The following is a 20,828-nucleotide window of genomic DNA, read 5'->3' on the forward strand; positions in this document are numbered from 1 at the left end:
CTTTCACAATACGGCCAGCACCCGGAACAAATCCCGAGGCCGGACGATCTCTTACTCCCCTCATACTCAGCTCTTATCAAGACCGGATAAACACGTGTCGGGTTTCCGCCAAATAAGCGAAACCAGTAATCACTGCCGCCACTACCCTGACGCTGTCTCTCAAACAGAGAAACACCCGTTCAAGAGACAGCCCAGAAAGCATCAGCAATAACTAGCCAAGTCACCCCACACGCGCTACAGAACTTGAAGCCAACGCACAAAGTGCTTGCACCACACGACTATTACCTAATGGCGACAGTAACTCAGAAGCTTCCTGCGCGACACGCCGTGTGATCTCCCGTGCCTCATCCAACAAAGGATGAACACGCAGCAATCCCAATGCCTCAGCCAACAGCACATCATCACTCAAATCTGAATCCAACAGCTCAATAAGCCGCGCATCTTCAGCAGCACCACGACGACGGACAAGGATCGTCACCAGCGTATCCACCCCCTCACGCAGATCAGTACCAGGAGTTTTACCCGACTCTTCAGCATCCGAAGCAATATCGAGTAAGTCATCAGCAAGCTGGAAAGCCATCCCGACTTTCTCACCGTATTGCCGCATGATTTCCACGGTTTCCGGATCAGCGCCACCAAACATCGCCCCATAAAGCGCTGCCGTAGCAATCAGAGAACCCGTCTTATCCGCAAGCACTCCCATGTAATGCTCCAACGGGTCAGCACCACCAAGCTCCTGCTGTGTATCCCGGATCTGGCCCGAACACAAACGGATAAACGTCTCCGCCTGGATCTTCACTGCTTCAGGTCCCAGCTCAGCGACAATCGCCGAAGCCTTACCAAACAACAAATCACCAACAAGAATCGAAACTGTGTTACCAAACGCAACATTCGAGCTCGTCACACCACGACGAACCTCCGCCTCGTCCATCACATCGTCGTGATACAACGACGCCAGATGCGTCAGCTCCACCGCCGCAGCAGCAGCCACCACGTCATCTCCAGCAACTTCCTCGCCGCCGAGATACGAAGCAAGAACCGTCAACATAGGCCGGAACCGTTTGCCACCAGCCTCAAAAAGGTGCGACGCCGCCCGGGAGATGAACTGCTCTTCCGAACGCACCTGCGCTGCGATGAACTTTTCGACCCTGTCAACGTCTTGCAATACGTGTTCAGACAGTTCCGCATCCACATCAAGACGACCGAAACCGGCCTGCGCCGCGCTCATCGGATGAAAATCGATGCGCTTTCCAGCAGGCTCAAAGCCGGGCTGGGCATCACACCGAGAACAATAGTGGCGAGCAATCCAAGAGCGATCGAAGCCTGCGTCAACGCCGAAGGCGCAACAACACCGACCTCATCGCTAGCGTCATCGGCGAAAAACATCAAGATGACAAATCGGAAATAAACGAACGCAGTGACAGCACTGCACAACACACCGATGACCGCCAAGGTCACCCCTGGTGCACCTGCAGCACCAATAGCCGCACCAAAGGCAGCGACCTTGGCAGTAAACCCAGAAGTGAGCGGAATACCCGCAAAAGACAACAACACAAACCCCATGCTCCCAGCAATCACAGGATGTTTGCGTCCCAAGCCAGCCCACTGAGACAAATCGGTAGCTTCCACGCCACGAACACGAACCAGCATGACCAACCCGAACGCGGAAATCGTGGTGAAGGCATACGCAGCGAGGTAGAACATCACACCAACCACGCCACGCACATCAAAGGCCAGCAGACCAACCAAGATGAACCCAGCATGCGCCACCGACGAATAAGCCAGCATGCGTTTGATGTCCGACTGAGTGATCGTCAAGATCGTGCCGATCACCATCGTCAATCCCGCAACCACCCACATCACGGCTTGGAAGTTCCACCGAGCGCCCTCGAAAGCGACATACACAACGCGCATAAGCGCACCGAAAGCTGCCACCTTCACTACTGCGGACATGAAAGCCGTCACCGCAGTAGGAGCTCCCTGGTAAACATCTGCGGTCCACCACTGGAACGGCGCCGCGCCCACCTTGAACAACATGCCACTCAACACGAGCAGAACACCGATAACAAGCAGTGGCCCCTTACCTGCCACAGATCCCATCGCCAGTGCGATCGTGCCCAAGTTCAGGCTCCCGGCGTAACCGAACAACAGCGCACTACCAAACAAGAAGAACGCCGAAGCAAAAGACCCCAACAGGAAATACTTCAAGCTTGCTTCCTGCGAAAGCAAACGACGACGCCGCCCCATCGAGACCAAGACATACAGCGGCAAAGAGAACATCTCCAGCCCCACAAACAACGTGAGCAGATCACCCGCTGCGACAAAAAGCATCATCCCAGCGACGCAGAAGCAAGCAAGTGGGTACAGCTCCGTGGAAGAGCCCTCCCGGGCAGCAAGTGCCTCCTGCGGCGACCCAGGAACTGAAGAACCTGCCTCAGTAAACGCATCTGCGGTACGCCCAGAAAAACGCTCCGCAGCAAGAACAAGCGCAAGCAAAGACGTCACCGCAATAACCAGCTGAAGCAGCCAACCGGGTCCATCAATCACCAAACTGCCAGCAACCGTGGGCCCCGTCATAATCGGTCGCCCGATCACGAGAAGCACGATCGCGAACAGCAACGAGGCAACCATCAAACTTGTTTGAGCAGTGTGACGGCTAGACCGGTTCATGAACGCCTCAAACAAGAGGCCAATAAAACCGGCGAGAACGATCACCGCTACCGGCATGATCGCGGCCGGATTGAAATCTGCGGCGGAGACCGTCGAGACGGCTGTGGGCATGCTCAAGAACGGCATCAGCGGTCACTCCCGATCGATGGTGCAGTAGTCGACGAGGTTGCAACACCTACGACCGACATTGTTTGGGTGACCGAAGGGTTAACAACGTCGAGAGCCACCTTGGGATAGAACCCCAGCAGCAAGAAAGCGACGATGATCGGCGCAACAACCCATTTCTCACGGACAGTGAGATCAGGGACGTCTGCACGGTCGGTCGGCCGTGCGCCGGTAAAGATTCGCTGATAGGTGATGAGCACATACACCGCTGCAAGAATCAACGCCGTTGCTGCAACAACAGCAGCAATCGGGCTAGTGGCGTACGAGCCAACCAAAACCATGTACTCAGAAACGAACGATCCAAGACCAGGCAAGGCCAGCGTGCTCAACCCGGAGATAAGGAATGCTCCCGCCAAGACAGGCGTGACCCGCTGCCACCCCCCATATGCGTCTCGGTATTTGCTCCCACCTCGACTGATCAGCATTCCTGCGACCAAGAACAGCCCCGCGGTGGAGAAGCCGTGGTTAACCATGTAGAGCACCGCCCCGCTACCGGCGACCGGGGTGAAAGCGAAAATGCCCAAGATGATGAAACCGAAGTGGCTGATAGAGGTGTACGCAATAAACCGCATGATGTCGTTCGACCCAACAGCCAAGACAGCCCCATACAGAATCGATATAACCGCCAACGCAATGACATAAGGGGCTGCTTGTTTAGAAGCCTCAGGGAACATCTGCAGACAGAAACGGATCATTCCGAATGTGCCGACCTTGTCGAGAACACCAACGAGCAACACCGCGGTAGCAGGGCGAGATTCGGTGGAGGCCTCCGGTAGCCAGGTGTGAACCGGCCACATAGGAGCTTTGATCGCAAAAGCGATGAAGAAGCCACAGAACAGCAGCATTTCGATGCCCGGATCCAGCTTCAAGCCAGTCAAAGAAGAGACCAAGAAAGCAGTGTCTCCGCCGGGGCCCAGTGGGAACAGCGCTAGCACCGCGACAAGCATGATGAGTCCGCCGGTCAATGAGAACAGCAAAAACTTCATTGCAGCTGCGCGGCGGCCAGGACCACCGTAAGAACCGATGAGGAAGAACACCGGGATCAGCATGACTTCGAAGAACACGTAGAACAGCACCACGTCGGTTGCTGCGAAAACACCGACAATCATCGCCTCAAGGAACAGCATCCAGGCGAAGTAGCGATTCTGGCGTGTGCCGCCTTCGGGAACGTCATCCCAGGCGGCGAGGATGCACACGGGGACGAGAATGGCTCCCATAACGATGAGTGCCAGAGCCATACCGTCAACGCCGAGTGCGTAGCTAATACCCCACTGTGGGATCCACGGGTGGAGTTCGGCGAGCTGGAACTGTTCGGGCGAGCTCGGGTTGAACTGCAGAGCAGCACCAACAGAAACCGCCAGTGTCACAAGAGAAACACCAAGAGCGACGATCCGGCCGGAGGCTGCGCGGCCCATGAAGGCCACGGCCAGAGCGCCGACGAGTGGGATCAGCCCCAGCGTCGTCAACCAAGGAAAGGTCGTCATCAGAGCACCACCAACACAGCAGCGAGGATTGCGACGACGCCGGAAAGCATCATCAGGGCATAAGAGCGGGCGTAACCGTTCTGGAGTCGAGCGACAACGCCGGAGAGTCCAGCAAGGCCAGCGCCGATCCCGTTGGAGCCACCGGAGATGACAATGTCGTCTGTTCCGGTAGCGCCTTTGACGACTGCGTTACCAGGACCAACAAGCACGAGATCGTTCACGGAATCTTGGTAGAAGTCATTGCTGGCAATCTTGGTCAGTAGGTTGCCTTCAGGGGCGAGGGCAGGAACATCCTTCTTTGCATAGTCACGCCATGCCAGGAAGACACCCGCGGCCACACAGACCAAAGTGATCCCGGTGATCACTGAAACAGGAAGAACTGGGTGGTGTTCAGCTCCATGAGCACCAACAACTGGCTCGAGCCAGTGCGGGAAACCGAAGAAAGTCAACACCCCACCCAGGAAGACTGACCCGATAGCGAGAATCACCATGGGAACCGTCATCGTGGCTGGAGATTCGTGCGGGTGGTCATCTTTGAGCCAGCGTTTACGGCCGTGGAATGTCATGAAGAACAGACGTGACATGTAAAACGCGGTAAGTCCGGCAACGAGTACCACCAGTGGGCCGATGATCCAGGGGCGGATACCTTCGCCAATGAATGCGGCTTCGATGATCTTGTCCTTGGACCAGTATCCCGACAGCAACGGGAATCCAATGATGGCTAGCCAACCGCAGAGGAAAGTAATCCACGTGGTGCGCATCTGACCGGCAAGCTCACCGAAGGTGCGCATGTCGACGCGGTCGCCCATGCCATGCATGACAGACCCAGCGCCCAGGAACATCCCGGCCTTAAAGAAGCCGTGGGTAATTAGGTGGAAGATAGCGAAGCTGTACCCGATAGGGCCCAAACCCGCAGCAAGCATCATGTAACCGATCTGGCTCATGGTGGAAGCAGCGAGGGCTTTTTTGATGTCGTCTTTCGCGCATCCGATGATCGCCCCCATGGTGAGGGTGATCGCGCCCACGGCAATAACGAAGGTCTGTGCGGTGGGTGCGGAGTTAAAGATTGGGTGGCTTCGGACGATGAGGTAAACACCGGCAGTGACCATCGTGGCGGCGTGGATGAGCGCCGAGACGGGGGTCGGGCCTGCCATAGCGTCACCGAGCCAGCTCTGCAGCGGGAACTGGGCCGACTTAGCGCAGGCACCTAGCAGCAGGAACAAGCCGATAGTGGTCAAGGTGCCTTCATTGGCTTTTTCTGCTCCGGCGAAGACAGTGGCGAAGTCGAGGTTGCCGAAGGTGGTCAGGATGATCATCATCGCGATCACCATGCCCACGTCACCGAACCTGTTGGCGATGAAAGCTTTATTCGCGGCGGAGGCGTAGGGCGGGTTCCAGTTCCAGAAGCCGATGAGCAAGTAGGAGGCCAGTCCTACTCCTTCCCATCCGAGGAACATGAGGGTGTAGGAGTTCGCCAACACGAGCGTAAGCATTGCCGCGACGAACAGGTTGAGGAAGGCGAAGAACTTACGTTTGTCGGGATCGTGGGCCATGTACCCAAGTGAGTAAATGTGGATGAGCGATCCGACGAAGGTAATGAGCAGTACAAAGGAAATCGATAGCTGATCTACAAGCAGTCCCGCATTGAGCGAGAAGGTGCCAGCTGAGATCCAGTTCCACAGGTCTACTGATACGGCTCGTTGTTCACCCGGACGCCCAAGCATGTCGACTAGTAGGGCCGCTCCCAGCAGGAAGCTCGCCCAGGACAGCGCGGTTGCCAGGAGCGGGCCGAAGGAGTTGGTGGCTTTGCCGCCGATGAGTAGCAAAGCAGCGCCAAGGGCGGGCAGCGCAACCAGGAGCCAAGCCCAGCCGGTGAGGCCCGCTTGAGCGGGCGTCACCGCCGTGGTGACTGCCGGTGCGATCGATATCGCAGTGTGGGATAGCACGCCGTTCGCTCCTTACAGCTTCAGCAGGTTGGCGTCATCGACCGAAGCCGAACGACGGGAACGGAACATTGTCATGATGATGGCCAGCCCGACCACGACCTCCGCGGCGGCGACGGCCATGACGATCAGGGCAATGGTTTGGCCTTGGGAGGAACCGACGCTTCGCCCGAAGGTGACAAAAGCCAAGTTCGCGGCCACCAGCATGAGTTCGATCCCCATGAACGCGATGAGTGCGTTGCGTCGGGTGAGAACGGTGACGGCGCCGATGGCGAACAAGATGCCCGCTAGGACGATGTAGTTGGTGAGGCTCATCGTTCGCTTCCTTCCTCGATCTCATTCCCCGTGGTTTTTGCTGCCTCAACAAAACCGTCAGGGGTGTTCGTCTGGCGGCGGGCACGCAATACGCGAGATACGGACAGTTCGCTGGGTGTGCCGTCAGGCAACAACGCTGGGGTGTCGGCGGCGTTGTGCCGGGCATACACGCCAGGTGCAGGGAGCCCAGCGACGTAGTGGTTGTCCTTGACGCGTTGAGCCATGAGGTCGCGCTGGTGGCGTTTGGGGACGAGACGTTCGCGGTGGGAAAGGGTTAGAGCAGCAACACCGGCGATGGTCAAGAGAACCCCGACCATTTCGAAAGCCAGCAGGTGGGTGCCGAACAATTCGAACGCTAGGGTGGTCACTCCGCCCAGGTCGCCGGTTGGTTCGGCCATGGGCAAAGCGGTTCCCGCGATGGGGCCGCAAATGAGCACTGCGAGGGCGATCCCTAGCCCCAGGGCGATCCAGCGGTGGCCGCGTAGCGTTTCGGTCAGGGTTTCGGAGGCATCGACGCCAACGATCATGATGACGAAGATGAACAGCATCATCACGGCACCGGTGTACACGAACACCTGCACCATGCCGAGGAAATCGGCGCGTTGGGCCAGGAAGAGCACGCCCATGAGGATCATGGTGAACGCCATAGAGAGGGCAGCGTAGACCGCTCTCTTAGAGAAGATCAGCCCGAGTGCGCTGATCACCATGAGCGGTGCCACGATCCAGAAAAGGACTGCTTCGCCGACGCTGGTCATGCCCGTCCCTCCTTGAAGTGGGCCAGGGGCCGGGTGACGGACTCAGCGGTGCGGCGGGGAGTGAAATCTCCGCGCTGTTCGCGTAGTTCGTGCACAGCTTCGGCGTTCTCCTGAGCCCAACGCTGTTGTCCGGGAGTTGCTTCGGTGACGCGGCCGCGGAAGTAGTCGCGTTCTTCCATGCCTTCAGCCATGGGGTGCGGCGCTGTGAGCATGCCTTCTTGCAGGGGTGCGAGGAGGTCTTGTTTTTCGTAAATGAGGTCTTCGCGGTTGCTGTCAGCGAGCTCGTAGTAGGTCGTCATGGTCAGCGCGCGGGTGGGGCAAGCCTCGATGCACAGTCCGCACAGGATGCAGCGAAGATAGTTGATTTGGTAAGTGCGGCCGTAACGCTCTCCTGGGGAGAACCGTCCGGTGCCACCTTCTTCCAAGGGGGTGTCATCGTTGTCTGCGCCCTCAACGAAAATCGCGTCTGCGGGGCAAGCCCACGCGCACAGTTCACAGCCGACGCATTTCTCGAGTCCGTCAGGGTGGCGGTTGAGCTGATGACGGCCGTGCCACCGAGGCGGCATCGTGTTTTTCACTTCGGGGTACTCCACGGTGTCCCGTTTGTGGAACATCGTTTTGAAGGAGACGCCGAAGCCAGCTACGGGTGCGAATAGGTCGGCAAGGAGACTTTTTCTTTCCTGCTCGTCGCGTTCGGGGCCCCGGTATGGGGCGACGTCGCCTGATCCGCGGGGGGCGGGGGTGCTGTCGGCCACGGTCATGCCTCCTGTCGAGGATTGTCGGAGGGTGTTTCAGTGCCGCGGGTGCCAGCGGTGAGGCTGGGGTCCGGGGTGCTGGTGCGAGCGGGTTCGCGTAGTCGCTGTCCAGGCAGCGGCGGGACGGGGTATCCACCAGCGAAGGGGTCGATCTCCGCAGGTGGGGTTTGGCGCTGGGTTTGTTCGGCTCGTCTGACGTCCCACATCCAGGCAGCGCCTAGTGCCAGCACCGCAACGACCGCGACCACCACTGTGGTGGCGAGCATGGTGTTCTCGCCGAGGAAGTTGCGCTGGGCGGCGCGTAGGAACGCCACTGCAAGGACCCACAGAATGGTGGCGGGGATAAGGATCTTCCACCCGAAGGTCATGAATTGGTCATACCGGACGCGGGGCAGGGAGCCACGCAGCCAGAAGAAGTAGAAGATGAAGAGCCAAATTTTGATGGTGAACCAGAGCACTCCCCACCAGCCAGTGTTGAAGTAGCCGTCACCAATCGCAGCGATTCCGGGAGGTGCTGCTGGCCCGCCGAGGAACAAGGTGGTAGCCAGTCCTGCGGCGGTGAACATGTTGACGTACTCGCCCAGGAAGAACATCCCGAACCCCATGCCGGCGTATTCGGTGTGGTAGCCACCGACGAGTTCACCTTCACCTTCAGCAAGGTCGAAGGGTAGACGGTTTGTTTCGCCAACCATCGTGATCGAGTACACGACGAACGAGAAGATCGCCGGGATGATGAACCAGACGTTCTGCTGCGCCGCCACGATGGATGAGGTCGACATTGACCCTGCGTAGAGGAACACAGCAATGAGGGATAGCCCCATCGCGATCTCGTAGGAGACGACCTGAGCTGTGGAGCGGATACCACCCAACAGGGGGTATGGGGACCCAGAGCTCCACCCCGCTAGCACGAATGCGTAAGCAGAGATGCCAGCGGCAGCCAGGACAAGCAGGGAGGAAACCGCCGAGTCAGTCAGTTGTAGCGGTGTGGTGAATCCGAAGACCTCGACAGTGCCACCAATCGGGATCACAGAGAACGCGATGAAGCAGCAGGATCCGGCGATGATGGGAGCGAGGTAGTAGGTCTTTTTGTCGGCGGCTGCGGGAACGATGGTTTCTTTCCACACAAGTTTGAAACCGTCGGCGAGGGTTTGCAGTACTCCCAGCGGCCCGAATCTGTTGGGGCCGGGGCGTTGCTGCATGAAACCCAGGACACGTCGCTCGGCCCAAATCACGACGACAACTTGCAGCAGCAAGTAGACGAAGATCATCAAAGCTTTGATGAACGACATCCACAAGGGGGTGTCGCTGAAGTCAGCCACGGGCTGTTCGAGCGCGTGCAGCGCACCGGCCTGGAGCGCGAGACCGGGCATGGAGGTCATGCCACACCTTCCTTTCCGGCTGTGGCCGGTGTGGGCTCAGCGGATTTGGGTTCGCCAGCGGCCAGGTGGACTACGTCTCCTGCGCTGGCGCCGAGCATGGTGTGGACTTGGGAGCCGCCAGAGTTAGCGGGAACCCAGACCACGTTGTCGACCATGTCGGTGACGATGAGGGGTAGTTCGATGGAGCCGGTGTCGGTGGAGATTTTGATGTAGTCGCCGTCAGTGACTCCGAAGGTGCTGGCGGTTCCTGCCGATAGTCGGGCGACGGTGTCGCGGGCGGTGTCGGCGAGGAAGGGGTCGCCGTCCTGCATGCGGCCAAGGTCGAGCAGTTGTCGCCAGGTCGCGAGGATGGCGTCGCCAGCAGGGATGCGGTTCAGGCCGATGGGTGCCACGGCGGGGAATGGTGCGCGGGGGCCGCTCCACGGGTCGAACTCGGCTAGCTCGTTGCGGACCAGTTCGAGAGTAGCGGTGCCGATTTCGTGGCCCATTTCGGTGGCGAGCATGTCTAGCACCCGGTGGTCTGCCATGTGTCGGCTGTTCAGGGATGCCTGTGTTTGGCGCGGGCGTCCTTCCCAGTTGACGAAGGTGCCGTTGCGTTCTGCGATAGCCGATACGGGGAAGACCACGTCGGCAAGGTCGGTGACGTCGCTGCGGCGGATTTCCAGCGAGACGACGAAGGCACGTTCCATGGCGGTACGAGCCACATCTGTCTCTGGCAGGTCAGCGAGCTCAACCCCACCAACAAGGAGAGCATCGAGTTCACCGTGAGCGGCGGCGCGGAGGATCTGGCCGGTTGAGCGTCCAGGGTTGGTTGGCAGTTTCGTGATCTGCCAGACGTTCTGGACAAAGGAGCGGGCGATGTTCTCCAGAATGGGGCGGCCACCTGGAAGCACAGAGCCCAACGCTCCAGCTTCAAGTGCGCTGCGTTCTCCGGCACGGCGTGGAATCCAGGCCAGGCGGGCTCCGATTTTGTCGGCGAAGGCACGCACTGTCGATAGCGCGCCGGTCACGCCTGCGAGGCGTTCACCGACAAGGATGATCGCGTCCTTGCTCATAATGTCGGCATATTTGCCTAGGTCCGGGTGCCCGGTGCTCATCGCCTCGATCACCTCGGCCTCAGTGCCGGGGGCCGCTTCGATGAGTGTGCCGAACATCTTTTCAAGGCCGCGTGAGGCGAAAGGCGCGATCGAGTAGACCTTGAGGCCTTTCTTGCGGGCCGCTTTACGCAGCCGCAGGAAAACCATGGGGCATTCGTCTTCTGGTTCAAGACCAACCAGCAGCACTGAGGTGGCGTTTTCCAGGTCGGTGTAGGTGAGGGCGCCTTCGGCTGGGCAGCGACCAGCGATGCTGGAGGCTAGGAAATTGCTTTCCTCCTCGCTGGTCTGCCTGGCTCTGAAGTCGATGTCATTAGTGCCGGCCACCACTCGCGCGAATTTCCCGTATGCGTAGGCATCTTCGCGGGTGAGTCGGCCACCGGGCAGGATCCCAGCGCCACTGCGTCCCAGCGCAGCAGACAACCCATCGGCTGCCACAGCCAACGCTTCAGGCCAGCTCGCTTCACGCAACTGTCCAGAAGCATCACGAACCAGCGGGTACTCGATGCGGTCTGAAGCAGCGCCGTATTGGAATGCCCAGCGCCCCTTGTCGCAGTTCCATTCCTCATTAACCACCGGATCATTTGCTGCCATGCGACGCAACACCACACCTCGACGGTGGTCGGTGCGCTGCGCGCAGCCAGCTGCGCAGTGCTCACATGTGCTCGGCGTAGACACCAGGTCAAACGGCCGTGACCTGAACCGGTACATGGCACCAGTCAAAGCACCTACCGGGCAGATCTGCACCGTGTTGCCGGAGAAGTAGGACTGGAACGGCTGGTCCTGGAAAATACCGATCTGTTGCTGCGCGCCTCGCTCAACCAAAGCGATGAACGGGTCACCGGCGATCTGGTCAGAAAAACGCGTACAGCGTTGGCACAGCACGCACCGTTCGCGGTCCAGCAGCACCTGTGCAGAGATACCGACAGGTTTGGAATAAGTGCGTTTGATGTCGGTGAACCGGGAAACAGGCCGGCCGGTAGACATTGCCTGGTTCTGCAGCGGGCACTCCCCGCCCTTGTCACAGACTGGGCAATCCAGCGGGTGGTTGATGAGCAGGAACTCCATCACACCTTCCTGCGCTTTTTTGGCTACAGGGGAGGTCTGCTGGGTTTGGACTTCCATGCCCTCCATCACCGTCATGGTGCAGGCGGCTTGGGGTTTAGGCATTTTGCGGACTTCGCCGTCGCGGCCTGGCATGGCCACGTCAACAAGGCACTGACGGCAGGCACCGGCAGGGTCAAGCAGTGGGTGGTCGCAGAACCGTGGGATTTCAATCCCGACTTGTTCGGCTGCACGAATAATCAGGGACCCCTTGGGGACGCTCACCTCGACGCCGTCGATTGTCACAGTGACGTTCTCGACGCCTGCAGTGTTCTGGGCTGTCATGAGGACATGCCCTCCTTCATGAACAGAACGGATCGCTGCGGCGGGAACGAGACGTCAACCGGGGTGGTCATGGCCATCTCGAACTCGTCGCGGAAGTGTTTGATGCCGGACAGAACCGGTGTGGCGGCGGCGTCGCCGAGGGCGCAGAAAGAACGGCCAGCGATGTTGCTCGCGATGTCTTCGAGCTTTTCGATGTCGCCGGGCTGGCCTTGCCCTTTCTCCAGGCGCGTCATGATCTGTTGCAGCCAGTACGTGCCTTCACGGCAGGGGGTGCATTTGCCGCATGACTCGTGGGCGTAGAAGTCGATCCAGCGGGAGACCGCTTTCACTACCGAAACAGTCTCATCGAATACCTGCAATGCACGGGTACCCAGCATGGATCCAGCGGCCGAGACCTGTTCATAATCCAGCGGCACATCGAGGTGCTCGGGAGTGAACAGTGGTGTCGAGGAGCCCCCAGGAGTCCAGAACTTCAGCTCGTGACCGGCGCGGATTCCACCTGCCATGGTGAGTAGTTCCCGCATGGTGATGCCATACGGTGCTTCGAACTGACCTGGCCTGGTGACGTGGCCAGAGAGGCTGAAGATACCGACACCTTTGCTTTTCTCTGTACCGAACTTGGCGAACCAGTCCGCCCCATGCAGGAAAATCGGTGCCACTTGGCTGATGGTCTCCACGTTGTTGACCACGGTGGGGCGGCTGTACAGACCAGCAACCGCAGGGAACGGGGGCTTGAGACGGGGTTGTCCGCGGCGCCCTTCCAAGGAGTCCAACAGCGCTGTTTCTTCACCACAGATGTAAGCACCAGCACCGGCGTGCACAGTGATGTCGAGATCGAAACCGCTGCCCATGATGTTTTTGCCCAGCAGCCCGGCTGCGTAGGCCTCTTGCACAGCATTCATCAGGCGCCGGTAAACGTGCACGACCTCACCGCGCAGGTAAATAAACGCGTGGTGGCAGTTAATGGCGTAAGAGGTGATCGCCATACCTTCCACGAGCACGTGGGGGGTGGCCATCATGAGCGGCACGTCTTTGCAGGTACCTGGCTCGGACTCGTCCGCATTGACCACGAGGTAGCGGGGGCCGCCGTCATCAGGAGGCAGGAATCCCCATTTCATACCTGTGGGGAACCCCGCTCCCCCACGGCCACGTAGACCGGAATCTTTCGCCTGTTGAACGAGGTCTTCACGGCTAAGTGCGAGGGCTTTACGCAGCCCCTCATATCCCTCATGTCGCTGGTATGTTTCCAGCGTCCACGACTGTGGTTCGTCCCAGTATCGCGAGAGGACGGGGGTGAGTTGTGTACTCATGCCTGTCCTTCCTTAGAGCTGGTCGTGTCTGCCCAGCCGTGTTCCTTGGCATATTTCAGACCGCGTAGCGAGTTCTCTCCGGCGCCGACTCCTTCATCAGCACGCCCATCTGGGAATCCTGCCAAAACGCGGGACACTTCTTTGAAGGAACACACCTTTGCGGCGCCGCGAGTGGGGCGGATTTCTTTACCGGCGCGCATGTCATCAACCATGGCCACAGCTGATTCGGGCGTTTGTGCGTCCATGAACTCCCAGTTGGCCATCACCACGGGGGCATAGTCGCAGGCCGCGTTGCATTCGACTCGTTCAAGAGTGATGCGTCCATCTTCGGTGGTTTCGTCGTGACCGATGCCCAAGTGCTCAGAAACGCGATCGAAGATGGCGTCTCCGCCCATCACAGCGCATAGCGTGTTGGTACAGACACCAACGGTGTACTCCCCGTTGGGGTGGCGTTTGTACTGTGAGTAGAAGGTGGCCACGCCGCTGACTTCGGCGGGGGTGAGTTCGGTCATCTCGGCCGCGAACCGGATCCCCTCGGGTGAAACGTATCCGTCGACACTTTGCACCAGGTGCAGCAGCGGCAGAAGCGCGGATCGTTTACTCGGGTAGCGGCCAAGGATTTGCGCTGCATCGGCGCGCAGCCCAGCAAGGGTGTCCTCGCTCCAGCTTGCGTCATCCGTTGCAGGTTGGGTGCCGTAGTTCGGCTGGTCCCAGTTTTTACTCATCGGTCCACTCCTCCCAGCACCGGGTCAATGGAGGCCAGCGCCACAACGGCGTCCGCCAGGTATCCGCCCTCGATCATCACCGCGGCGGCTTGCAGGTTGTGGAAGGCAGGGTCTCGGAAGTGAGCCCGGTAGGGGCGGGTTCCTCCGTCAGAGGCCAGGTAGGCGCCGAGTTCGCCCTTGGGTGACTCAACGGGCCGGTAAGCCTGACCGGCGGGCACCCGGAACCCTTCGGTGACGATCTTGAAGTGGTGGATGAGCGATTCCATCGATTCGCCCATGATTTCGCGGATGTGTTCCAGGCTGTTGCCTTGCCCGTCAGCGCCAACCGACAGCTGTGCAGGCCACGCGATTTTTTTATCGGCGATCATGACTGGCTGGCCTTCGGTGGCGCGTAGCCGGTCGATGCATTGGCGCAGAATCTTGATGGATTCTTTGATTTCGTTCAGTCGTACGCGCAGTCGACCGTATGCGTCAGCGGTGTCCCATACGCAGATGTCGAAGTCGTAGTTTTCATAACCGCAGTACGGGTCAGCGCGGCGCAGGTCCAGTGGGTATCCAGCCGAGCGCAGGATGGGGCCAGTGACGCCCAATGCCATACATCCGGCCAGGTCGAGCACGCCGACGTTTTCGTAACGCCCCTTGAGGATGGGGTTTTCCAGGGTGAGGTCTTCGAGCTCTTTCTCTGCGCGGATCAGCTCTGGCAATTCGCGTTCAAGGAGAGCCTGCCAGTTACTGGGGAGGTCTTGAGCCACACCACCGGGACGGATGTAGCCGTTGTTCATACGCAGACCAGTGATGGCTTCGATGACGCGCAGGCATGATTCACGGCCACGGAAACCAATTTCCATGACCGTTGTGGCACCCAGCTCTAGCCCACCGGTGGCCACAGCAACAAAGTGTGAACTGATCCGGGTGAGTTCCATCATCATCACGCGGATGTCGCTGGCGCGGGCGGTGATTTGGTCTTCGATCCCCAGGAGCCGCTCAGTGCCCAGGCAGTATGTCGTCTCCTGGAACAGTGGGGTCAGGTAGTCCATGCGGGTGCATAGCGTCACGCCCTGTGTCCAGGTGCGGAACTCCATTGTTTTTTCGATACCGGTGTGCAGGTATCCGATCCCGACGCGGGCTTCGGTGACTGTTTCGCCATCGAGTTCGAGAATCAGGCGCAGCACGCCGTGAGTCGAGGGGTGCTGCGGGCCCATGTTGACGACGATGCGTTCGTCGCTGTGTTCCATGGCCTCTTGGGTGAGCTGGTCCCAGTCACCCCCGACTGCGTTGATGAGGTAACCGTCAGCGTTATCGGACGCTGCACCTGAAGCGCGCACATCACCGCGCATGACGTCAGCGTTTTCACTCGTGTTGGTGGTCATCAGTTGTACGACCTCCGCTGGTCTGGGGGTGGTGTGGTTGCGCCTTTGTACTCGACAGGAATTCCGCCCAGCGGGTAGTCCTTCCGCTGGGGGTGGCCCGGCCAGTCGTCGGGCATAAGGATGCGGGTCAAGGCCGGGTGGCCATCGAAGATGATCCCGAAGAAGTCCCAGGTTTCACGCTCGTGCCAGGTGTTGGCGGGGTACACCTCGACGATGGAGGGAATGTGGGGGTCGCTGTCGGGGCAGGTCACTTCAACCCGGATGCGGCGGCATCCATGCGTGATGGAAGTGAAGTGGGTGACGGCGTGCAGTTCACGTCCCGTCTCTTGCGGGAAGTGGACACCGTTGACTCCACCGCACAGTTCAAACCGCAGCTCGGGAAAGTCACGGAGTTGCCGGGCCACAGCGAGCAGGTGCTCGCGGCGCACCATCACGGTCATTTCGCCGCGATCGATCACAACCGCTTCGATTGCTTCCTCATACGAGGGCCCACCTGCTTGACGCAGTGCCTCAGCGAGCGCGTCGGCGACGGTGTCGAACCAGCCGCCGTATGGCCGGGGTGAGGGGCCGGGGAACAGTTTCGGTGTGATGAGCCCGCCATACCCGGAGGTGTCACCGGTGCTGGCGTGGAACATGCCCTGCCGTTGGCCTCGCTTGAGCGGACCGTATTGGTCTTCAGTGCGAGTGGGGAGGTTCTCCTCGTCGGTGAGGGCACCGTGGGGGGTGTTCTCCGTCATGCCAACAGCCCCTTACGTTCGGATAGTGGTGTGGCTGCCATTGCTTCTTCTTCGATACGGCGAGCCAGTTCGCGTTTAGTCGCTGGGGAGAAGTGCGGGGTGCGCAGGCTCTGCGCGTGCAGTTTGAGGATCGCGTCGAAGAGCATCTCGGGTCGAGGTGGGCATCCTGGTAGGTAGATATCGACCGGGACGATGTGGTCCACGCCTTGCACGATCGCGTAGTTGTTGAACATGCCACCGGAGCTGGCGCACACGCCCATGGAGATGCACCATTTCGGCTCGGGCATCTGGTCCCATACCTGGCGGACGATGGGCGCGAATTTTTGGCTCACGCGACCAGCGACGATCATCACGTCGGCCTGTCGTGGTGTGGCGCCGAAGCGCTCCATCCCGTAGCGGGCGATGTCGTAGTCCGGGGCGCCAGCCATCATCATTTCGATAGCGCAACAAGCCAAACCGAACGTGGCAGGCCACATTGAGTGCTTCAGCAGGAAGCCACCGATTTGGTCCAGCTTGCCGATCTGCACGCCCGCAGGCAGTTTCGAATCGGCCCATGCCCGGTAGGGCGTCATTCCGTCAGTTTTAGCCATATCAGTCCCACTCCAGTCCGCCGCGGCGCCAGATGAATACGTAGGTGATGAGAATCGATGCCACGAAAAGCACGATCTCGATGAGGGCGAACAGCCCTAACTGGTCAAAGGCGACCACGAACGGGAACATGAACAGCACCTCGACGTCGAAGATGATGAACAGCATCGCCGTTGTGTAGAACTTCACCGGCACACGCCCACCCTGCTCTGCGTGCGGTGACGGTTGAATACCGCATTCGTATGACTGCAGCTTTGCTGCGTTGTACCGCTTGGGTCCTAAAAGCTGGAACCCAAACACGGAAAAAGCCGCGAACGCGATACCGAGGAAAAAGAAGAACAGGATCGGCACATAAGGGTTCATGGCGTGCCATCCCCTCTCTGATCATGGTGGGGCGAGTGTTTTCAACGGCGGGACCCGTACCAGTGGGTGACGCCTCAAGGGCTGGAAGGCCGTCGCTGGGACCCGTCCTCATGCTCCATGGGTGCGGGAGCTTGGGCGGATGACGGCAGGCGGCATCACTCTTATCTTAGAGATTCACAGGGATTTTCATGCCGAAGGCGTCAATCGCGTCAAAGCTTCAATGACGCGGTCGGTACGTACACCCCCGTGAGGTTCACGAATATTGGCCATGACCTTCAACAAGATCTTCATCAAGGAGGTTCGCGGCAGCCCATATTTGATACCGAAACGCATCACTTCGGGGTGTCCGATCAGGGCAGCGAAGTATGTTCCGAGCATGAACTGCCCTCCCAGATGAGCTTTCATCCGGTCAGGGTAAGTAGAGAGCACCCGGTTACGTTGCTCAGCGGTAGGACGCGCGATAGCTTGCGCAACTATCTCCGCAGCCATGCGACCAGACTCCATCGCATAGTCAATTCCTTCACCGTTGAACGGGCTCACCATCCCACCGGCATCACCGATAAGCAGCAGACCGTCCTCATACAACGGCGACCGGTTAAACGCCATCGGTAACGCCGCGCCTCGCACCGGGGTCGTCATCGTCTCAGGAGTGAACTCCCATTCAGCAGGCATGCTGGCCACCCAGCGCTGCATCACATCTTTGTAGTCGACTTTCCCGAACGCTGGGGAAGAATCCAGCATCCCCAACCCCACATTCGCGGTTCCGTCTCCCAAGGGAAAAATCCACCCATACCCCGGCAACAAAATGTCCCGGCTACGCGGGTTGTCGCGGTTTTCTTTCACCTTCAGCTCAACCCAAGACTCCATGTAGTCGTCGTCATGGCGAGGAGTGCGGAAATACGTACGCACCGCCACCCCCATCGGCCGGTCATCACGACGCTCACGCCCCACCGAAATCGCCAAACGGCTGCTATTGCCATCAGCAGCGATCACAACCGGCGCCCGGAACACCACCCGCTCCCGCGTGGCCCGCCCCGACTCATCCATCAACTTAGCTTCAACACCCACCACCGTGCGCCCATCAGCGCCAAGCACCGGGCCAGTCACGTTATGCCGCTCTAGAAGACGCGCACCCCGTCCCACAGCGTGGCGAGCCAGCATCTCATCAAAATTCATGCGCGCCCGCGTCAACCCATACGAAGGAAAAGACGGCACATCATCAGGCCAATCCAGCTCCAACCGATGCCCACCACCAATAATCCGCAACCCGCGGTTACGAATCCACCCATCCTCAAGCCGCGTCGGCACACCCAAATCGATGAGTTGACGCACCGCCCTGGGGGTCAACCCATCACCGCAGATCTTGTCCCGAGGAAAAGCTGCCTTCTCCAGCAGAACTACATCTAGCCCCGCCGAGGCCAAATACGCTGCCGCGGTCGAACCCCCTGGGCCCGCCCCAACAACGATGACATCAACATTTTCACCGGCCGTACTCACTGCTCCCACCCGGGTGAGACTAGCGGCTCGCCGCACAGGCAATCGAATTGCGGTACATACACGTGAGCACCATTACACGACCTACATAACAGCCACGCAGACATCAACGCTTCACCCCGCGATGCACCGCCACAATCCCACCAGTGAGGTTCGTCCAGCGCACGTCTTTCCACCCAGCCGAGGTAATCCGCGAAGCCAACGCACTCTGAGCAGGCCACGACATGATCGACTCACTCAGATACATGTACGACTCCGCATCCGAGCTCACCCGCGCCGCAACCGCCGGCAACCCCTTACCCAAATACCACTTGTACAGCTCACGGAACCCAGGAACCACCGGCTCAGAAAACTCCGCAATCACCAACACCCCACCAGGACGCGTCACCCGCAAAAACTCCCGCAACGCCGCATCCGGATCCACCACATTCCGAATGCCATACGAAATAGTCACCGCATCAAAACTCTCATCCGCGAACGGCAACGCCATCGCATCAGCAGCAGTGAACGACAAATCCGGACGACGACGACGCCCCTGCTGCAACATCCCCATCGAGAAATCCGCCGGAACAACATCCACCCCAGCATCAGCCAAAATCGCGCTACTCGTACCCGTCCCCGCCGCGATATCCAACACCCGATCCCCCGGACGAGCATCGAGAACCTTCATCACCGAACGCCGCCACAAAGTCTCCATCCCACCAGTCATGAACGTGTTCGTAATGTCATACCGCGGCGCGACATCATCGAACATCTTCGCCACATCGGCAGGTTTCTTATCCAAGTTCGCGCGAGCCATACCCCCATCCTCCCACCTGAAACACCCCGCACAAGACGAAAACACTCAGCACCCCAACTGCCCCACCCCCACAAACACCTCACCTGCCAAAACCCCACCCCAACAGCACAGCTATCGCCAACAAATTCCACAAACCCAACCAATAAACGACAAACCGCTCGACGCCATGACCACCCCAAACGTAAGCTCACCCCATGTGACGCACACCGTGAACCAAGCGCCCGCCCCACGCCTCTACGCAACCACCACTGCCCTACCCCCCACCGACGGGCCCACACACCTGCACAACGCCCTACGCGACGCCGACCCACGCACCACCCTCGCCTGGATCCGCGACGGAAACGGACTCATCGCCCACGGACGCGCCACAACCATCACCACCCACGGCCACAGCCGCTTCACCGACGCCAACACCTGGTGGCAAACCATCACCAACAACGCCACCATCGACAATGACATCCAAGCCCCCGGAACCGGACTCATCGCCTTCGGTAGCTTCGCCTACTCCCCCCACTCCCCCCACGGCGCCACCCTCATCGTCCCCGAACACATCACCGGAACCCACAACGGCATCTCCTGGCACACCACCATCACCACCACCCCAACCACACCAACACCCCCACCCCCCGCACCACCCATCACCGAACCAGGACCAGCCACCTACACCCCCGGAACCCTCACCGAAACCACCTGGACCGACCGCGTCACCCAAGCCATCGACGCCATCACCAACGGCCACCTCGACAAAGTCGTCCTCGCCCGCGACGAACACATCACCACCCCCCACCCCATCGACCCCCGATGGCTACTCACCCAACTCACCAACAGCTACCCCCACACCTGGGTCTTCGCCATCGACGGCCTCATCGGCGCCACACCGGAAATGCTCATCCGCCTGCACAACAACACCGCCACCAGCCGCATCCTGGCCGGGACCATCCGCCGCACCGGCAACACCACCACCGACACCAACCTCGCCAGCACCCTCACCCACTCCCCCAAAGACCTCCACGAACACGCCTACGCCGTCACCTCAGTCACCGACGTGCTCCAACCCCACTGCCACACCCTGTCCGTCCCCGAAACCCCCTTCGTCTTAGACCTACCCAACGTCATGCACCTAGCCACCGACGTCACCGGCCACACCAACACAAACATCAACGTCCTGGAACTAGCCGAACAGCTCCACCCCTCCGCCGCCGTCTGCGGAACCCCCCGCACCACCGCCGACAACCTCATCAACACCCTCGAAGGCATGGACCGAGGCCGCTACGCCGGTCCCATCGGCTGGATCGACTCCCACGGAGACGGCGAATTCGGCATCGCTCTACGCTGCGGTCACCTCGACGCCACCCACACCAACATGCGCATCTTCGCTGGCTGCGGCATCGTCGACGCCTCCGACCCCACCGCAGAGCTCAACGAATCCCACGCCAAACTCCTCCCCATGAAAAACGCCTTCACCCCACCCCAAGACGCCCACCCCTAAACCC

18 protein-coding genes are annotated in these 20,828 nt (G+C 59.7%); 1 reads left to right on the forward strand and 17 read right to left on the reverse strand.

Annotated features, from left to right (window positions below; genetic code table 11):
* Window positions 1-220: 220 nt before the first annotated feature.
* The 17 genes from CKV89_RS10230 to CKV89_RS10310 form a co-directional block, all read right to left on the reverse strand.
* Window positions 221-1,228 carry a polyprenyl synthetase family protein gene (locus CKV89_RS10230; protein ID WP_034400422.1) on the reverse strand — a complete coding sequence of 336 codons (1,008 nt, stop codon included), beginning with the start codon at window positions 1,226-1,228 and terminating at the stop codon, window positions 221-223.
* A complete protein-coding gene (gene nuoN, locus CKV89_RS10235) occupies window positions 1,225-2,796 on the reverse strand; it encodes an NADH-quinone oxidoreductase subunit NuoN (RefSeq protein ID WP_231935383.1) in 1,572 nt (523 codons plus the stop codon). The genes CKV89_RS10230 and nuoN overlap by 4 nt, the downstream gene beginning before the upstream one ends.
* Window positions 2,796-4,319 carry an NADH-quinone oxidoreductase subunit M gene (locus CKV89_RS10240; RefSeq protein WP_028326589.1) on the reverse strand — a complete coding sequence of 508 codons (1,524 nt, stop codon included), beginning with the start codon at window positions 4,317-4,319 and terminating at the stop codon, window positions 2,796-2,798. Before CKV89_RS10240 ends, nuoN begins: the two co-directional genes overlap by 1 nt.
* On the reverse strand, window positions 4,319-6,265 hold the full coding sequence (gene nuoL / locus CKV89_RS10245) for an NADH-quinone oxidoreductase subunit L (protein WP_407919575.1): 1,947 nt from the start codon (window positions 6,263-6,265) through the stop codon (window positions 4,319-4,321). The genes CKV89_RS10240 and nuoL overlap by 1 nt, the downstream gene beginning before the upstream one ends.
* A 12-nt stretch (window positions 6,266-6,277) precedes the next feature.
* On the reverse strand, window positions 6,278-6,577 hold the full coding sequence (gene nuoK, locus CKV89_RS10250; RefSeq protein WP_028326591.1) for an NADH-quinone oxidoreductase subunit NuoK: 300 nt from the start codon (window positions 6,575-6,577) through the stop codon (window positions 6,278-6,280).
* Window positions 6,574-7,332 carry an NADH-quinone oxidoreductase subunit J gene (locus CKV89_RS10255; protein ID WP_028326592.1) on the reverse strand — a complete coding sequence of 253 codons (759 nt, stop codon included), beginning with the start codon at window positions 7,330-7,332 and terminating at the stop codon, window positions 6,574-6,576. The genes nuoK and CKV89_RS10255 overlap by 4 nt, the downstream gene beginning before the upstream one ends.
* The gene (gene nuoI / locus CKV89_RS10260; protein ID WP_231935384.1) at window positions 7,329-8,087 is read right to left on the reverse strand and encodes an NADH-quinone oxidoreductase subunit NuoI; all 759 of its coding nucleotides are present in this window, start codon (window positions 8,085-8,087) and stop codon (window positions 7,329-7,331) included. Before nuoI ends, CKV89_RS10255 begins: the two co-directional genes overlap by 4 nt.
* A 2-nt stretch (window positions 8,088-8,089) precedes the next feature.
* Window positions 8,090-9,457: an NADH-quinone oxidoreductase subunit NuoH gene (gene nuoH, locus CKV89_RS10265; protein WP_034400677.1), complete on the reverse strand. Its 1,368-nt coding sequence runs from the start codon at window positions 9,455-9,457 to the stop codon at window positions 8,090-8,092.
* Window positions 9,458-9,462: 5 nt separating this feature from the next.
* Complete coding sequence (locus tag CKV89_RS10270; protein ID WP_028326593.1) at window positions 9,463-11,949, reverse strand: NADH-quinone oxidoreductase subunit G; 2,487 nt, start codon at window positions 11,947-11,949, stop codon at window positions 9,463-9,465.
* Window positions 11,946-13,259 (reverse strand): NADH-quinone oxidoreductase subunit NuoF, encoded by a 1,314-nt coding sequence (gene nuoF, locus CKV89_RS10275; RefSeq protein ID WP_028326594.1) that lies wholly within the window; start codon window positions 13,257-13,259, stop codon window positions 11,946-11,948. Before nuoF ends, CKV89_RS10270 begins: the two co-directional genes overlap by 4 nt.
* Entirely contained in the window at window positions 13,256-13,984 is a 729-nt protein-coding gene (gene nuoE / locus CKV89_RS10280) for an NADH-quinone oxidoreductase subunit NuoE (RefSeq protein WP_051277174.1), read from the reverse strand. The genes nuoF and nuoE overlap by 4 nt, the downstream gene beginning before the upstream one ends.
* Window positions 13,981-15,354 carry an NADH-quinone oxidoreductase subunit D gene (locus CKV89_RS10285; protein ID WP_084440859.1) on the reverse strand — a complete coding sequence of 458 codons (1,374 nt, stop codon included), beginning with the start codon at window positions 15,352-15,354 and terminating at the stop codon, window positions 13,981-13,983. Before CKV89_RS10285 ends, nuoE begins: the two co-directional genes overlap by 4 nt.
* Window positions 15,354-16,091, reverse strand: a complete 738-nt coding sequence (locus tag CKV89_RS10290; RefSeq protein WP_028326596.1) for an NADH-quinone oxidoreductase subunit C — start codon at window positions 16,089-16,091, stop codon at window positions 15,354-15,356. Before CKV89_RS10290 ends, CKV89_RS10285 begins: the two co-directional genes overlap by 1 nt.
* Window positions 16,088-16,663 carry an NADH-quinone oxidoreductase subunit B gene (locus CKV89_RS10295; RefSeq protein WP_034400681.1) on the reverse strand — a complete coding sequence of 192 codons (576 nt, stop codon included), beginning with the start codon at window positions 16,661-16,663 and terminating at the stop codon, window positions 16,088-16,090. Before CKV89_RS10295 ends, CKV89_RS10290 begins: the two co-directional genes overlap by 4 nt.
* A gap of 19 nt (window positions 16,664-16,682) precedes the next feature.
* Complete coding sequence (locus tag CKV89_RS10300; RefSeq protein ID WP_028326598.1) at window positions 16,683-17,042, reverse strand: NADH-quinone oxidoreductase subunit A; 360 nt, start codon at window positions 17,040-17,042, stop codon at window positions 16,683-16,685.
* A 186-nt stretch (window positions 17,043-17,228) separates the two neighbouring features.
* A complete protein-coding gene (locus CKV89_RS10305) occupies window positions 17,229-18,539 on the reverse strand; it encodes a geranylgeranyl reductase family protein (protein WP_197697050.1) in 1,311 nt (436 codons plus the stop codon).
* A 103-nt stretch (window positions 18,540-18,642) separates the two neighbouring features.
* Complete coding sequence (locus CKV89_RS10310; RefSeq protein ID WP_084440860.1) at window positions 18,643-19,335, reverse strand: demethylmenaquinone methyltransferase; 693 nt, start codon at window positions 19,333-19,335, stop codon at window positions 18,643-18,645.
* 208 nt (window positions 19,336-19,543) lie between these two features.
* On the opposite strand from CKV89_RS10310, the gene CKV89_RS10315 reads away from it, so the two are divergent.
* Window positions 19,544-20,824 (forward strand): isochorismate synthase, encoded by a 1,281-nt coding sequence (locus CKV89_RS10315; protein ID WP_231935385.1) that lies wholly within the window; start codon window positions 19,544-19,546, stop codon window positions 20,822-20,824.
* Window positions 20,825-20,828: the final 4 nt, after the last annotated feature.

It is taken from the genome of Dermatophilus congolensis, assembly GCF_900187045.1.
GTDB classification, from domain to species: Bacteria; Actinomycetota; Actinomycetes; order Actinomycetales; family Dermatophilaceae; genus Dermatophilus; species Dermatophilus congolensis.